A 15603-nucleotide genomic window follows, 5' to 3' on the forward strand; every position below is an offset into this window, starting at 1 on the left:
ATCTTATTGATTTATCTGATTTTTAATTGGCAATTGATATCCCTTTGGAGCTGGTTAAATTGCCTTGCGATTACTCGCAAGGCAATACACAAACAACAACAAAGGGATAAAAATGAACCGTTCGGGTACCGGGTGGCTGCTGCTGGCAGGCCCCCTGCTTTTGGCGACATCCTCGGCGCAAGCCAACTACTCCCCCAGCGACTGGCAGCAGTATCAACTGACCGGGGAGTCGAGCCGGCAACTCGCCGCGCGCATCACCGAGATCACCTACGAGCTCAAGGCTCGCAGCACCAGCGCGCCCTATCAGCAGCTCAGGGTCTATCGCCGCTTTGACTGGCAGGGGAGCGACCTCGCGGCCCTCGCCGAGCAGCAGTGTGGCGAGCCCCAGCTCAGGGTGGAATCCGGCTGGCAGATCCGCTTCGTGCGCTGTGAAGATCGGATTCCGGCGGGCAAGCTCATCCCCGCCAGCAGTCATGACTTCGGTTATGGCCTGAAACTGGGTCGCTGGGAGCAGCTGGCGGGCACGCCGACCGCCCAACGGCAGGATCATCTGCCGCTGCCGCAAGCCATCATCCTGGGTCAGAGCGAGAGGGAGCTGGATCGCTGTGAACTCAATGCGCAAGGCCGCTGCGCCGAGCCCGAGTGGCACTATCAGCCGCAGGATTGGCAGCAGTTGCAGGTACTTGAAGAGACACCCAGCGAGCGGGATGGCCGACTGGAGCAGATCTTCTTCCGCCTGCAGCCGGTGGCAGACAGTCAGGCTGCCGCTCAGGTCAGCGAGATCCACGTCTGGCGCCGTTATCAGTGGCAGCTGGATCAGCTCACGCCTCAGCAGGAGTGTGATGAGCCACAGGAACGCAAGGAGGGGAGCAACACCATCCGCTATCGTATCTGCCGTCAGGTGATCCCTGCAGGCAGCGAGGTGCAGGTAACCCTGCAAGATAACGGCTACCAATACCCGGTCGCAGGCGGCGAGTGGCAACCCCTGCCAGAGAGCAAAGCGTGGCAGGAGAGCCGGGTGCTCAATCGCCCCATCGTGCTGGCCAGCAAGGAGGAGCAGCTGGAGTGCCGCCGCGCTAACGGTCGTCTCTGCTCCGAGCCCGAGCAGCCCGATGTGGATCTGCTCGATAGCGATGCCGCCAAACTGGTGGCCGACGTGAGCGGCCAGAACAGCCCAGCCTGGCAGGCGGATTACGGCCACGATGACGCCAAGCTGATGGCGGTGGTGCGCGGCATGCGTGCCCTGCTGGCGGCCAACCAGCCGACCCATCCGGCAATGGACAAGCTGCTCTACTATGTGCGCGCCCATAACTACCACGGCGGCATTGGCAAAGAGAGTGATCAGGTCGCCCGGGCACTGGCCGGGGTGATGATTGATCTGCTCAACCACCCCCTGCTGCTGGGCGCCGAGCCGCAAGATCAGGCAGGCACAGTGCTGGAAGCCTGGAGCGTGGCGGCGCAGGGACAACTTGGCCAAGCCGCCTTCCGCCAGAGTGCCGCCCCCATGCTGGCCCAGATCAACCAGGCGCTTGGCTATGCGGTGCAACATGCGGCGCAAATCAATGGCCACAAACCCTGGGCCGATGGCCTGTTCGAGCTGCTCAATCTGATCGATCAGAGCGCCTCTTACGGTCAGCAGGCAGACTTCAGCGCAGCTGTGCTGCAACAGGAGGCGGCATTGCGCCAGAGCCTGCTGCAACTGGGCCTGAGCGAGCTGGCCCTCTGGAAACAGCGCGATGGCTCACGGGATCTGTTTATCTTCAACAACATCCTCGATGCCCACAGCCGCCTCTACCAGATGATGCGCTACCTCCATCACACCAGCCCGGATGAGACGGTCGCCTATCGCCAGCAGCTGGATCGCGATGTCATCGCCATCATCCGCCAGCAGGGGCTGGTCCCGGGCGGCCAGCATCCGGCCGCCATGCTGGAAGAGGTTTCCCTGACCCTCTCCAGCTACTACTTCACCTACACGGATCGCACCAGCGAGGCCTGCGTCAGCGGCGAGTTCGCCGGGCTCTGCACTCCGATCCGCATGGAAGATATTCTGCCCTTCGAGCACACCTGCTCACCCACCCTGCGTCTGCGCGCCCAGGATCTGACTCAGGCTCAGGCCGAGGGGATCTGCCGCGAGCTGGGTGACGAGGAGCAGCGCTTCCACCAGCAGATGGAAACGGGCGAGCAACCGGTGGCCGACGATCACAACGAGGCGCTGGAGCTGGTGATCTTCAACTCCTCCGCCGACTGGGGCCGCTACGGCAGCGCGCTGTTTGGTGTCTCCACCGACAATGGCGGCATCTATATCGAGGGGGATCCGGCTCGCCCCGGCAATCAGGCCCGCTTCTTCGCCTATGAGGCGGAGTGGAAACGCCCCGCCTTCCAGGTGTGGAACCTGCGCCACGAGTACGTTCACTATCTGGATGGCCGCTTCAACCAGTACGGCAGCTTTGGCCACTATCCGCTCAACCGCACCACCTGGTGGGCCGAGGGGATTGCAGAGTACATCGCCCACGGCCAGTGCTTTGCCCGAGGTCTGGATAACGTGGCAAACCGCCCCGCCAACCAGCGCCCGACCCTGGCGGCGATCCTCCACCTCGATTACGAGCAGGGGGGCGAGATGGTCTACTCCTGGTCCTATACCGTGCACCGCTTCCTCAACGAGACCGGTCGCGGCGCCAGCTGGTTGGCGCTGGCACAAGCGCTGCGCAATCCGGATCGGCAGCAGGCGATGAGCGACTTCGAAGGGGAGCTGGACCGGCTGATCGCCAACGACAGCGACGCCTATCAGGCGTGGCTCGGCCGGGATCTGCTGCCCTGGTGGCAAGCCAACAAGGAGTCAGACGCCTGCAAGGGCAACGACTCCGCCCACTGATAGACCTTCACCTACCAGAGGGGCTGCCACCGCAGCCCCTCGCTTTACGCTCCCGATCTCCCACCTTGCCTGCGACAACCTCTGCCCGAATGAGCGGCCCGCCCGTTATCAAGCCTGACGCCAGCGGCCGAGTTGTAATAGAATGCCGAAAGCCATTCCCAACTTCAGACCCTGACCGCACCGCGCATGAAGAAGTTTGCCAAGATCCTCCTCGCCTGCCTCGTTTTGCTGCTGGCCCTGATTGCCATGCTGCTGGGCTACAGCGAGTGGATCGTCTCGGATGCCCGCCACTATACCCACGACAAGGTGGACGAGGTGCCCTACAACCGGGTTGCGGTGGTGCTGGGTACCTCCAAATATCTCTCCGGTGGCGGCCCCAACCACTACTTCAAATACCGCATCAAGGCGGCGGCCGAGCTATACAACAATGCCAAGGTGGACTTCATCATCGTCTCCGGTGATAACGCCACCGTGCAGTACAACGAGCCACGCCAGATGCGCCGCGCCCTGATCAAGGCGGGCATCCCCGCCTCCGCCATCTATATGGATTTCGCCGGATTCCGCACCCTCGACTCGGTAGTCCGGGCCAGGGAGGTGTTCGGTCAGGATCGCTTTACCGTGGTCTCCCAGGGCTTTCATAACGAGCGGGCCATTTTCATCGCCCGCCATTTCGGTATCGACGCGGTCGGCTTCAATGCCGAGGATCCCAGCGCCTATCAGGGGATCCGCACCCGGGTGCGGGAAGTCTTTGCCCGCCTGATGGGGCTGCTCGATCTCTATGTGCTGGACAAGGGGCCCAAGTTCCTCGGGGCACCGGTGCCCATCGGTCTGCCTGTGCCTTGCCACTCGCTGAGCACCATCGGCAGCCTGCAACCCTGCCTCAAACAGCCCAAACCGGCGGTGGATAAGGCCAAGCCAGCGGCGGTATCTGCCGCGGCTGCCACCGAGTCGGCCACTCCGGCTGTCTCGGCTGCGATTGAACAAGTCACTGCAGCTGTATCCGCAGCGGCAACCACTGAACCTGTCACCCCCGCCAAACCCGCGGCAGAAACCACCGCCGAGACGCCCAGCGCGGCCTTGCCCATATTGCCGGCGGCCCCTTCAGCCGCCAGCGCCAGCACTACCACACCATAAACAGAGGACCCGCCAACTGGCGGGTCCTGTTATTGCAGCACGGGTTGTGGCGGCCAATTTGAACCGCTTATCTCGGCCCCCCTGCGGCCAAGTCAGCCGCGCGCTTCCTGATAGCGGCGGGCCACTTCGGCCCAATCCACCACCTGATAGAAGGCAGCGATATAGTCAGGACGCTTGTTCTGGTACTTGAGGTAATAAGCGTGCTCCCACACATCCAGCCCCAGGATCGGGGTATGGCCATGCATCAGGGGGCTATCCTGATTGGCACTGCTCTCCACCTGCAATCTGCCCGCCTCGTTCACCACCAGCCAGGCCCAGCCGCTACCAAAGCGACTCAGGGCAGCCTGAGTGAAGGCCTGCTTGAAGGCATCGAATCCCCCCAATTCCCGCTCGATGGCCAGAGCCAGCTCACCACCCGGCTCACCGCCCCCCTGCGGGCTCATCACCAGCCAGAACAGAGAGTGGTTGGCATGGCCGCCGCCATGGTTGCGTACCGCCCCCTGCAGGTTGACTGGCAGAGTATCGAAGCGGCGCAGCAGCTCCTCAACCGGCAATGCGGCCAGCTCGGGCGCTCCTTCCAGTGCGGCGTTGAGGTTGTTGATATAGGTCTGATGATGACGGCTATGGTGGATCTCCATGGTCAGGGCATCGATATGGGGTTCCAGTGCGTCGTAGGCATAGTTAAGGGCTGGCAAGGTATGGCTCATGATGACCTCTGTTCGGATTAATGGAGTCGGGATGAGGGCTCGCTCTGGCACAGGCAGTGACCGAGCGAGCGCATGATCGCGGCGTGGCTGCCGTGGCGCTGTACGAACGTCAGCAACTCGGCACGGGTGGTGCGGGTATGGCGCAAAGCGGCCTCTCGCAGGCGGGATGAACAAGCGGGGGAGTGACAGGTCGCCAGCAGGCAGTCGTGCACATAGCAGAGCAGGTCGGCGGCGCGATCGGGCAGGGTCATGGCCACCAGCAGATCCGCCAGATTGTGGTGGGCCACCACCAGTGCCGCCACCGCCTCGTCGGCATCGTGCCACTGCACCAATTGCTGGCGAGCCAGCCAGAGCGCCTGCTGATAATGAGCCAGCGCCTGATGGTACTCGCCGCAATCAAACAGCCGGTTTCCCTCTCTGGTCTGCTGCTTCCAGTGGGTCATACTGCTGCCACCTTCGGTCGACTCGACCCACCCTTTCACCCAGGTTGCTGTCATACGCTTCACACCAACAAATGATAATAATTATCATTACATGGATCATATCCGGGAGACAAGGGGTGTGTGGGGCGCAGCAAACAACCAAAACAGCGCGGCCACTCCTTGGCAAGGAGTGGCCGCTTGAGGCAACCGGTCAGAAGATTCGGCCGGTCAATGACACGTTAATGGCCGGTCAGATGTTGTTGGCTGGCGAGGGCGGGGCAATCCCTAGCAGCATATGATCCATCATCCCCACCATCCGCCCTATCTCGGGTTTGGTGATGGTATCGTTCGCCCCCAGTTGCAGGGCTTTCTGACGGTTGTCATCGCTCATCAGGGAGGAGAACATCACGATGGGCATCTCCTTATAGGAGGGGGTATCCCGCAGTCGCTTGAGCAGGTGCATGCCATCCATGCGCGGCATCTCCACATCGGTGATCACCGCGTTGACGAAGCCGGTCACCGGCATCTTCTCCTCCTGCGCCAGACGATCGAAATCCGTCAGCATCTCCAGCCCTTCCCCCCCGTCCTTGGCCGTTATCACGTTGTAGCCGGCGGTACGCAGGGTGGTCTCGATCATCTTGCGGATAAAGGCCGAGTCGTCCACCACCAGAATGGTGTTGCCCTGACGCAGCGCCATCATGCGATCGTCGATGAGCACCTTGCGATCTTGGGTGACATCGTACTTCTCCATGCTGAGCTCGGGGTTGATGTCGGCGATGATCTTCTCGAAATCGAGGATCATGATGAGGTTGCCATCGCGCCTGACCACCGCCACCACGCAGTCGTTCTCTCCCGCTTCCAGAAACTGGCTGGGGGACTCCACATCCTCCCAGGAGACCCGGTGAATCCGGCTGACGCTGTCGATCAGAAAGCCGTTGGCCATCTTGTTGAAGTCGGTGACGATCACCACCTTGTGGCTGGGATCCGGATTGGTCTTGATACCGAGCCAACCGGCCAGATCCACCAGCGGGATCAGGCGCTCCCTCAGGGAAAAGACCCCCACCATATGGCGCTGGGCATTGGGGTAATCGGTGGTTTCCGGCACCCGGATCACCTCGCGCACCTTGGCGACGTTGATCCCGTAGTAGGCGATCTTCTCTCGCCCGTCCGGCAACTGCTTCTTGAGGTGAAACTCGATGATCTCAAGCTCGTTGGTGCCGCTTTCGGTCAGGATAGATTTACGCTCTTCCCCATCTTTGGACATCATGGTGACTCTCATTCTGGTTGCGCGGGCAGCAGACCGCTGCGGTTTTCTCTCAGTATAGGAATGGAATGCACTCTGCTGCGCTGATCCGGTCAAGATTGCAGCTATAACCACTTGATCCGCTAGGCCGGAGGGCTCGTACCAGCCTATCAGGAAAATTGCGGTGCGATGGAGAAGGCCATCACAGCGTCACAAGGAGAGGACTCATGAATGAGAGCGTGGTCGTGATAGGGGCTGGCGGCGGGATCGGGGCGGCACTGGTCGCACACTGGCTGGCAACCGGCACAACCCGGGTCATCGCCGTCAGTCGTCAGCCCGCACCAGCTGGTGCCTCTTCGCCTGCTCTGAAATGGATATGTTGCGATTACAGCGATGAGCAGATGGCAGCTGCGGTAGCCCGCATCGCAGAATGGGCGCCGAGACCGCACCGGGTGGTGATCTGCAACGGCATCCTGCATCAGGGGGAGATCCAGCCGGAGAAGCGGCTCGAAGCACTCAATCTCGATGGCATGACCCGCCTCTACCAGACCAACGCCTTGCTGCCGCTGCGCTGGATCAGCCAGTTATTACCGCTGTTTGGCCGCGAGCCCTGCACTCTGGCCGTTCTCAGCGCGCGGGTCGGCAGCATTGGCGACAACCGAGCAGGCGGCTGGTATGGCTATCGCGCATCCAAGGCCGCCCTCAACATGCTGCTCAAGTGTGCCGCCATCGAGCTGGCCAGGCGGGCCCCCGGCGTCAAACTGCTGGCCTTCCATCCCGGCACAGTGGATACCCCACTCTCCCGCCCGTTTCACGCCAATGTGCCAGCGGGAAACGTGCAGAGCCCCGAGCAGGTAGCCGGCCATCTGGTGCAGCTGATGAACCGGCTGCAACCGGATGGCGAGCTGAGCTTTCTCGACTGGCAGGGCAACCCTATCGAGTGGTAGGGCGCGCCAGCAGACGTGCCAGCAGCGCCCGCAATCCCTTGATCACGGCGGGCTTGCCCGCCAGTTGCAACCTCGCGGCCAAGACTCCCCAGTCGGCATATTGCCAGATGGTGGCGATCAGCAGATGGCGCTCGGCAGGGGTGAGCGAGGCCAACACATCCAGATGTCGCGCCAGCCATAGCTGCAGGCTGGCTTGGCTTAGCTCGAACGGCTTGTGATGCAGGGCAAAGCACTTAATCTCATCGCGCTCGAACTCGCCAAGCTCCGGCGCGTTGACGGTACTGCCTTGCACTTGCAGAGATTGCCATACCAACTCGGGATCCAATGCGTTCAACTCGCCCGCCAGCAGGGTCGGCAGCTGGCGTACGAAACGCTGCTGCCACCGAGCCAGTTCGGGCTCATGCTCGTATTTAAGCGCCTTAAGCAGCAGGGCAGCATGGCAACCGCTGGCGGCATCCCGCTGCAAACCGATACGCAGCACCGTCAGTCCTGCCTTGCGCCAGAAGGGGAGCAGGTCGGCGCTGGCCGAAAAAGCCGAGCCCAGGTAGTCGATACCAATCTGGCGATAGTGCTCCTCAAGCTTGCCAAGCAGCAGCGAACCCAGCCCATGGCGATGCAGCTCGGGGTGGATGGCGATACGCATCACCCGGGCGTAACTGCGCCCCCCCGCCGTCTTGAAACCGGCGTGGGCCAGCAGCGACTGGGGCAGCAGATGGCCACGCGGGCGGCGGCGCCCTGCCCAGATCGCCTCGGCCAGCTCGGGATCTATCTCCCCTTCCCGCGCCACCAACGCCACTCCCAGCAGGCTCTCGTCCTGCTCCAGCAGATGGATGTCGAGATCCGGGCTCTCCAGCAGGGATCTGAGATCGCTCGGCGTGGTCTGGTAATGAGCAAGCACCAGCAAGCCGAACAGCTGGTTGAGCTGCGCCTCGTCGCTCGCCAGCGCCTCTTGACTGATAAGACGCCAGCTCGGGTTGGTCGGTGGCATGGGAGTGGCGACTTCGGCATTGAGGCCGAGCAGGCGGAAAATCAGCGGCTCCAGCGGATCGTGCTCACTCCAGCGAATGGGCTCAGATAGGTGGATCTCCTGCCACTCCGGGGTCTGGCTATCGAGCACACGTTTGAAGCGCAGGTGAAAACCGCGCCCCGTCCCCTCGTAACCGTGCTCGGTAGTGGCAAACACGATGCGGCTGTGGCGGGCCAGCATGGCCTCAAGCAACGGGGTTGGAATGGCAGCCGCTTCATCCACCAGCAGCAGATCGGGATTCATCGCCTCGTGCACCAGCCGATCAGGCGAGCAGTAGCTCAGCCCGGTCAGCTGTTCTGGCGTGCAATCAAGCCTGCGGGCGGCATGGGCAAACAGGGTCGCCACCGTTGCCTGCGAGGGGGCCGTCACCACTATGTTCAGCCCGGGCTGCTGACGCAGTAGCTCGGCAGCAGCCAGCCCAAGCAGCGCACTCTTGCCACGGCCGCGGTCGGCACTCAGCACCAGCGGACGGCGGCGATGGCCGTGCAACACCTTGTGGATGGCGGGCAGCGCTCGGGCCTGATCGTCGCTCAATGGCCGCTCGGGCCCGATGGGTTGCCACGGCAGCGAACAAACCGGAGGCTCCAAAGAGAGAGCCGGATCCCCCGCCAGCAGCCGTACCAGCCGGGCGATAAAGCCGTGACCGGCCCGGCTTGCCTCCTCCGGCTGGGCCACCAGCCTAACCCGGTCGGGATCCGGCCATGCGGGCCAGATCTCTCTGGGCGGAGTCAGCAGCAACAGCAAGCCACCGGCGCGCAGGGTGCCTGCCAGCGCCCCGAAGGCGTCGGGGTGAAAACCGCTGAAGGCATTGAACACCAGCGTGTCGCACTCCTGACCGAGCCGCTGCAGCGCCTTGGCTGCGGGTTGCGGGGCATAACACTCGGGCCCGGCACCCAGCCAGAAGATGCGCTCGCCGAGCAGGGTTTCGGCGCGGGCAATGCAGTCGGCCTCCTCTCCCTCCAGCCAGATCAGGCGCCGCTCACCGGCGCGGGCCAGCGCCTCGCGCTGCCGATTGACCTCTTGTGGCGTCATGAAGCCGCGCTGTCAGCCGGTTTGCGGGGTTCGAACATGCGATCCCCCATCTGATCGATAAAGGTGTGGGCCTTCTGCACCATGAAACGCTCGGCATCGGCCGGATTGGCAAACAGATCTGAGCGGATAAAGCGGTGGGTTTGCAGCACCCCATCCAGCTCTTTGGTGATACGGCCCGCCAACCGGTACTGGCCCCCTTCGGCCATGGGCTCCGGATAGATGAGATAGCCGGCATATTCGGTGGGAGTGACTTCAGGCGCCTTGGTCGGCTCGCCCCCGAACAGGGCGCTGAACAGTTTCTTGAGCATGGTGATCTCCTCTGGTTGCCAGCATTGTCCCCAAGGGGTTGCACAGTGGCAAGCAGGGGATCTTATTACCAATGGTTATTTGCATGACGAACCATTCTCATTTAGATTTCACTCCATTCCACAAGAGGTGATCATCATGTACGTCTGTTTGTGCCGCGGCATCACAGATACCCAGATCCGCAAAGCGGTGCAGTCAGGTAACAGCGAATTCCGCCAGCTCAAGCAGTCGCTAGAGGTGGGCGCCCAGTGTGGCAAATGCGTACGCATGACCATGGAGATCATCGCCGCCGAGCTCGACAAAATGGAGCAGGAGCAACCCGTGCTCTACTACGAGGTGGCCTGACCCGGCCCCACCCTCTTCTGATTTGACCCGCCAGCAGGGTCACCCTTCCTCTCGGGCGAGCTGACTCGCCAGACCTCTTGTTGTCACTTTTCTGGACTAAGCTCTAACGATCGAAGCCTCAGGCACGAACCAAGGAGCACTGTCGATGAAAGGAGATCCCAAGATCATTGTCCACCTCAACAAGGTGCTGGCCAATGAGCTGATTGCCATCAACCAATACTTCCTGCACGCCCGCATCTACGATGACTGGGGCCTCAAGGCGCTCGGGCACAAGGAGTATCACGAGTCTATAGATGAGATGAAACACGCCGACGAGCTGGTCAAGCGGGTGCTGTTTCTGGAAGGGCTGCCCAACCTGCAGGATCTCGGCAAGCTGCGCATCGGCGAGACCGTTGAAGAGATGCTGCGCTGCGACCTGTCGCTGGAGATGGATGCCATCCCCGACCTCAGGGTCGCCATCGCCTATGCCGAGTCGGTGCAGGACTACATCAGTCGCGACCTGTTCCAGGAGATCCTGGAAGACGAGGAGGAACATGTGGACTGGCTGGAGACCCAGCTCGACCTTATCGATCGCATCGGGCTGGAGAACTATCAACAGTCGCAACTGCACCACGGTTCATCCTGAATAGTTATGGCATGAAAAAACGGTTAAAAAACCCGCTCAGGCGGGTTTTTTAATGTCTGGCTGCATAGCTTTTCACACCACTTATCAGCATGAAAAATAAGCGTATTTTTGCTATTCAGGTCGCAAAAACAGACGCCGGGTAGTTGCACTATTGGGGCCCCTCACAGGGACACACAATAACAACATGTGAAAGGACTACATCATGCACTTCCTACCCAACAAGCTTGCGCTAGCCTGCGCCATTGCCCTGTCTCTTGCCGCCTGCAATGACAACAGCTCGAACGCACCTGCAGATCCCGTAGCCACCAAAGCATCCCTGATGCAGACCATGGATGAGGCCCTGCGCGAGAGCCAGACGCTCGACCCCTACGGTTTTGCCATCGATGCCGCCAGCATCGCCAAGCGCAAGGCACTCGACAGTTCACTGCTCCAACGACTGAATGCACTGGATCCCACGGTGTTAAGTGAGCGGGATCGGCTGTTCTACGACATGATCCGCTGGGACTTGCAGATTAATCTTGAAGGGTACGATTTACCCCAATCCCAGATCCCGATCCATCACTTCCGCAACCGCGTGGTGGATCTGGCAGATGACGTTGGCGCTGCCCCTGCCAGCGGCAAAGCAGCTCGCACCGTCAGCGGTGACTTCGACTATTTCGAACACAGCTCGGCCGACCGGGTGGAACCGGGTGATGGCGCATGGCGACGGGATCTCGACCGCACAGACACAGCTCCGGCACTTGCAATGGCAACCCGAGCAAAGACAACAATGACCCCGCTGGCCTGGTACCAGGAACACCTCACCTGGCTCAAGGCATATGATGCCTATCTGGCCGAGGTGAAACACCAGTTCGAGCAGGCCAGTGTTCAGGGCAATACCTTGCCTGATGAGCTGGTAGACCGGCTGCTGGCCCAGCTCAACAGCAAGCTGGATGGCGACATGCTCGCTGGCGCCTACCTCGGCTGGCAGCAGTTGCCGGGGGATGCCGATGCCACACTGCGAGCAGACTACAAAGCAGTGTTGGACAGCATCAACAGCCGTTATCTGGCGCTGCGCGACTATCTGGATTACCAGCATGGCGGCGCCTATGCAGTGCGCCTGGGTAGTGGCGAGTGTGATGACGGTTTCTGTGGCATGACCAACGGGCGCGACTGGTATCGCTGGCTGCTGAAGAAGCACACCACCACCAATATGACACCGGAGCAGGTACATGAGCTGGGATTGAGCGAGGTAGACCGGATCTTCGGTGCCATGGTCAAGGTGTGCCACACCGTTGGCAAGTGCGACAACGAAGACGTGGCCCAAAGCAAGCAGAGCGGCCAGATCTACGCCTTCTTCCGCTATCTGAACGAACCGGCCTTCTTCTATCAGAACCCGCTGGCACTCTGGTCGACCGGCCTCAACCCGGACAACGCGGCCGGTGCGACCCTGAGCGGGCCGCAGCAGCAGGCACTGGCCGAACACGAGCGGGCATTGCAGGAGTACAACGTCTTCAAGAGCAAGGCGGCGCTGGTGCTGCCGGACTTCTTCGATGCCGAGCGCACCATTCCCAAGCTCGATTACGAGGTGGTGCCCGTCTCCTATGAAGATGCGCCATACGGCGGGGTGGCCTGGTATCAGGATGGCAACCCGCAGACCGGCCGCAAGGGGCAGTTCTTCCTCAACACCTACTACCCCTATGGTCTGCAGAGCTGGAACATCAGCACCCTGCTGGCCCATGAGGCGGCGCCGGGCCACCACTTCCAGATCACCATCGCTCAGGAGCTGGCCGCCAAGGATCCCGACTTCCCGCAGTATGTGGCGAACGCCTCCTACACCGCCTATGCGGAGGGCTGGGCGCTCTACACCGAATACCTGGCGGATCACGACATGGGGCTCTATCAGGGACGGGGACTCTATGATCCGGCGGTGGGAGACGTGAAGGTCGAGGGCTCATCCGCCTTCAACAACCAGTTGCAATACTTTGGCCGTCTCAACGAGGAGATGCTCAGGGCGATGCGGCTGGTCGTGGATACCGGTATCCACTGGTATGGCTGGAGCCACGATCAGGCTGTCAACTACATGAAGGAGAACTCGGCGCTAGGTGCCGGGGACATCAGCTCCGAGGTGCCGCGCTACATGGCCTACACCGGTCAGGCGACCTCCTACAAGGCGGGCCAGCTGGCGCTGATCCGGATGCGGGAGTCGGCCGAGCAGGCACTGGGCGGAGGCTTTGACCTCAAGGCGTTCCACCACCATGTGCTGGAATACGGCATGTTGCCCATCTCGGTACTGGAGCAGAAGAACAAGCAGTGGATTGAACAGTCGAAGTGATCACAGTTACGGCGCCCGGCAAGGCAACGGGCGCCGCTTTCGATTAGGATACGGCTCTCTGCCAATAACAATGCTACGGACGATTTCCATGGAACAGATTGCACGCGAGATGGCGCCCCACAAACGGGTGGCACTGGTGGCTCACGACAACATGAAGACCCCTCTGCTGAACTGGGTGATGCGCCGCAAGGAGGAGCTCAAGCTCCACCATCTCTATGCCACCGGCACCACCGGCACCATGCTCGGCAAGAAGGCGCAGCTGCCTATCACCTGCCTCTTCTCCGGCCCCATGGGGGGCGACCAGCAGCTCGGCGCCCTGATCGCCGAAGGGAAGATCGACGTGCTGCTCTTCTTCTGGGATCCCCTCAATGCGGTACCGCACGATCCGGATGTGAAGGCGCTGCTGCGCCTCGCAGCGGTGTGGAACATCCCGGTCGCCACCAATGAAGCGACCGCCGACTTCATCATGGACAGCCCCCACATGCAGCAAGCATTCAGCGTGCAGATCCCGGATTACGTCGGTTATCTCAAGGCGCGCACAGAGTGATCGGCTAACCCGTCATGCAAGAGGGCCGCAATATGCGGCCCTCTTTATTGAGAAACAAACCGATGCCGGCTTATAGCGCCCGAGCGAGAATGCGTGCCACCCGATCCGGATCGATATCCTGATGTTCACCGAGCGCGGTGCGCCCCACCCGCTTGAGGTTGGAGCAAACCGCCGGAATGCAGCTTTCGCTGAGGCCATAGTCGGCCAGTCGGGTGCCCAATCCCATCTTCTGGAAGAATTGCTCGGTGCGGATGATCGCCTCCTCGATACGCAGGGCCTTGTCCTCGCGGGTCGAATGCCACACCCGCTCGGCAAACTGGGCCAGCTTGTCCTGCTTCTGACTCACCCGCTCACGGAGCAGTGAGGGGAGCACCACCGCCAGACTCTGGCCGTGATCCAGCCCGTAGAGCGCCGTCAGCTGATGGCCGATGGCGTGAGAGGCCCAATCCTGCGGCACCCCGCAACCGATAAGACCGTTGAGCGCCAGACTGGCGGCCCACATCAGATTGGCCCGCACCTGATAGTTGGTCGGCTCCGCCAGCGCTCTGGGGCCGTTCTCCACCAGCACCTGCAGCAAGCCTTCCGCCAGCCGATCCTGCACGTCGCCCCCGACCGGGAAGGTGAGGTACTGCTCGGTGATATGGATGAAGGCATCCACCACCCCGTTGCCGGTCTGGCGGGCAGGCAAGCTGTAGGTGGTCACCGGATCGAGCACCGCAAATTGCGGCTGCACCAGCGGGCTTCTAAATGAGATCTTCACATCCCCGCGGCTCACCACCGAGGTGGGATTGTTCTCGGATCCGGTGGCGGGCAGGGTCAGCACACAGCCCATCGGCAACGCCTGGTGCACACTCGCCTGTTTGCCGCAGATATCCCAGGGATCGCTCCCCTCATAACAGGCCGCCGCCGCGACAAACTTGGTGCCATCCACTACCGAGCCACCACCGACCGCCAGCAGGAAGTCGATGCGCTCGCGCTTCACCAGTGCCACCGCCTCCATCAACAGCTCGTATCTGGGGTTGGCGCCGATGCCGGAGAACTCCTGCCACGTCACCCCTTCCAGCGCCCGGGTCAGCTGCTCATAGACACCGTTCTGCTTGATGCTGCCGCCGCCATAGAGCACCAGCAGGCGACTGCCGGGCGGGATGAGCGTTGGCAGGCTGGCGATCTGGCCCTCACCAAAACAGATGCGGGTCGGATTGGCATATTGGAAGTTGTACACGGCGGGATCCTCGACTTGAACAGCACGGGGACATTGTGCGCCTGCCGCCCCATCAGGTCAAAAACGGGAGCTGGTTATCAGAATGGAGATTGCCGGTCGTTGCAGCGGCATTTTCAGGTATGGCTCTGCTATGGTCAGTCAGGAGGGCGGGTAGCACCCTGGAGATCAGGCTCCCCATCACTTTCCCATCCTGCTGCCCCCGTCAGTTTTCATCCAATCCCTCGTCATACAGGAAGGTCTGAAATATGAAACTGAAGCATGCATGGATTGCAGGTCTGTTTACCCTCTCGACTACTCTGGTACAAGCCGCCGAGGTCAACGCAGGAGTCGACGTCGCTCCCGGGCAAGCCAGTCTAGCGCAAGAACTCACGGCGAGTGCCACCGTGACCGCCATCGACCTGGAGACCCGCCAGGTCAGTCTGAAAAACGCAGAGGGTGAAACCTTCGATATCGTCGCTGGCGAGCAGGTTGCCAACCTGCCGAACGTCAAGGTCGGGGACAAGGTCACGCTCAAGTATCTGCAGATACTCGATGTAGAGCTGCTGAAGGGCACCGCTGGCATCAGAAAACGGATCGTGGAAGTGGATGGCGAACGGGCCGGGGCTGATGAGAAACCGGGTGGCGGTGTCGGCATGAAAGTGACCATCTATGCCGATGTCATCGGGCTGGACAAACAACAGCAGACCGTCACCGTCAGAGGGGTGGATGAGACCCTGACCATCAAGATCAACAACCCGGAGCAGTTTAACCTGATTGCAGAGGGCGACCAGCTCAAGGCGGTTCAGACCAAAGCCATCGGGATCGGCATCGTCGCTAGCGAATAGTCCCGACCGGGCTGCTCAGGCTGCCATGCCAGCGTA

14 protein-coding genes are annotated in these 15603 nt (G+C 61.5%); 8 read left to right on the top strand and 6 right to left on the bottom strand.

All coding sequences use genetic code 11. The features are described from left to right. Window positions 1-112: 112 nt before the first annotated feature. Window positions 113-2872 carry a collagenase gene (locus BSP75_RS11510; RefSeq protein ID WP_075113254.1) on the top strand — a complete coding sequence of 920 codons (2760 nt, stop codon included), beginning with the start codon at window positions 113-115 and terminating at the stop codon, window positions 2870-2872. A 186-nt stretch (window positions 2873-3058) separates the two neighbouring features. Beyond that, on the top strand, window positions 3059-4006 hold the full coding sequence (locus tag BSP75_RS11515) for an ElyC/SanA/YdcF family protein (protein ID WP_075113255.1): 948 nt from the start codon (window positions 3059-3061) through the stop codon (window positions 4004-4006). Between the two features lie 92 nt (window positions 4007-4098). On the opposite strand, the gene BSP75_RS11520 is transcribed toward BSP75_RS11515, so the two are convergent. From BSP75_RS11520 to BSP75_RS11530, 3 genes are all read right to left on the bottom strand, one after another. Continuing rightward, a complete protein-coding gene (locus BSP75_RS11520) occupies window positions 4099-4713 on the bottom strand; it encodes a superoxide dismutase (protein ID WP_075113256.1) in 615 nt (204 codons plus the stop codon). Window positions 4714-4730: 17 nt separating this feature from the next. Then, window positions 4731-5210 carry a hypothetical protein gene (locus tag BSP75_RS11525; RefSeq protein ID WP_082034809.1) on the bottom strand — a complete coding sequence of 160 codons (480 nt, stop codon included), beginning with the start codon at window positions 5208-5210 and terminating at the stop codon, window positions 4731-4733. Window positions 5211-5385: 175 nt separating this feature from the next. Continuing rightward, window positions 5386-6402 carry a chemotaxis protein gene (locus BSP75_RS11530; RefSeq protein WP_075113257.1) on the bottom strand — a complete coding sequence of 339 codons (1017 nt, stop codon included), beginning with the start codon at window positions 6400-6402 and terminating at the stop codon, window positions 5386-5388. Between the two features lie 203 nt (window positions 6403-6605). On the opposite strand from BSP75_RS11530, the gene BSP75_RS11535 reads away from it, so the two are divergent. Beyond that, window positions 6606-7325, top strand: coding sequence for an SDR family NAD(P)-dependent oxidoreductase (locus BSP75_RS11535; RefSeq protein WP_075113258.1), 720 nt, complete (start codon window positions 6606-6608; stop codon window positions 7323-7325). Here BSP75_RS11535 and BSP75_RS11540 read toward each other — a convergent pair. Continuing rightward, window positions 7312-9384: a GNAT family N-acetyltransferase gene (locus tag BSP75_RS11540; protein WP_075113259.1), complete on the bottom strand. Its 2073-nt coding sequence runs from the start codon at window positions 9382-9384 to the stop codon at window positions 7312-7314. The two genes, BSP75_RS11535 and BSP75_RS11540, sit on opposite strands and share 14 nt — an antisense overlap. Continuing rightward, entirely contained in the window at window positions 9381-9692 is a 312-nt protein-coding gene (locus tag BSP75_RS11545; RefSeq protein WP_075113260.1) for an HlyU family transcriptional regulator, read from the bottom strand. Before BSP75_RS11545 ends, BSP75_RS11540 begins: the two co-directional genes overlap by 4 nt. A 136-nt stretch (window positions 9693-9828) precedes the next feature. On the opposite strand from BSP75_RS11545, the gene BSP75_RS11550 reads away from it, so the two are divergent. From BSP75_RS11550 to BSP75_RS11565, 4 genes are all read left to right on the top strand, one after another. Continuing rightward, window positions 9829-10035 (top strand): bacterioferritin-associated ferredoxin, encoded by a 207-nt coding sequence (locus BSP75_RS11550; RefSeq protein ID WP_075113261.1) that lies wholly within the window; start codon window positions 9829-9831, stop codon window positions 10033-10035. Window positions 10036-10180: 145 nt separating this feature from the next. Then, window positions 10181-10660: a bacterioferritin gene (gene bfr, locus BSP75_RS11555; RefSeq protein ID WP_042057581.1), complete on the top strand. Its 480-nt coding sequence runs from the start codon at window positions 10181-10183 to the stop codon at window positions 10658-10660. Between the two features lie 202 nt (window positions 10661-10862). Next, complete coding sequence (locus BSP75_RS11560; RefSeq protein ID WP_075113262.1) at window positions 10863-12974, top strand: DUF885 domain-containing protein; 2112 nt, start codon at window positions 10863-10865, stop codon at window positions 12972-12974. A gap of 88 nt (window positions 12975-13062) precedes the next feature. Next, entirely contained in the window at window positions 13063-13521 is a 459-nt protein-coding gene (locus BSP75_RS11565) for a methylglyoxal synthase (RefSeq protein WP_075113263.1), read from the top strand. Window positions 13522-13591: 70 nt separating this feature from the next. On the opposite strand, the gene BSP75_RS11570 is transcribed toward BSP75_RS11565, so the two are convergent. Continuing rightward, on the bottom strand, window positions 13592-14743 hold the full coding sequence (locus BSP75_RS11570) for an iron-containing alcohol dehydrogenase (protein ID WP_075113264.1): 1152 nt from the start codon (window positions 14741-14743) through the stop codon (window positions 13592-13594). 245 nt (window positions 14744-14988) lie between these two features. On the opposite strand from BSP75_RS11570, the gene BSP75_RS11575 reads away from it, so the two are divergent. Further along, window positions 14989-15567, top strand: coding sequence for a hypothetical protein (locus tag BSP75_RS11575; protein ID WP_075113265.1), 579 nt, complete (start codon window positions 14989-14991; stop codon window positions 15565-15567). Window positions 15568-15603 lie beyond the last annotated feature (36 nt).

This window comes from Aeromonas sp. YN13HZO-058 (assembly GCF_001921245.1).
In the GTDB taxonomy this organism is placed as follows: Bacteria; Pseudomonadota; Gammaproteobacteria; order Enterobacterales; family Aeromonadaceae; genus Aeromonas; species Aeromonas allosaccharophila.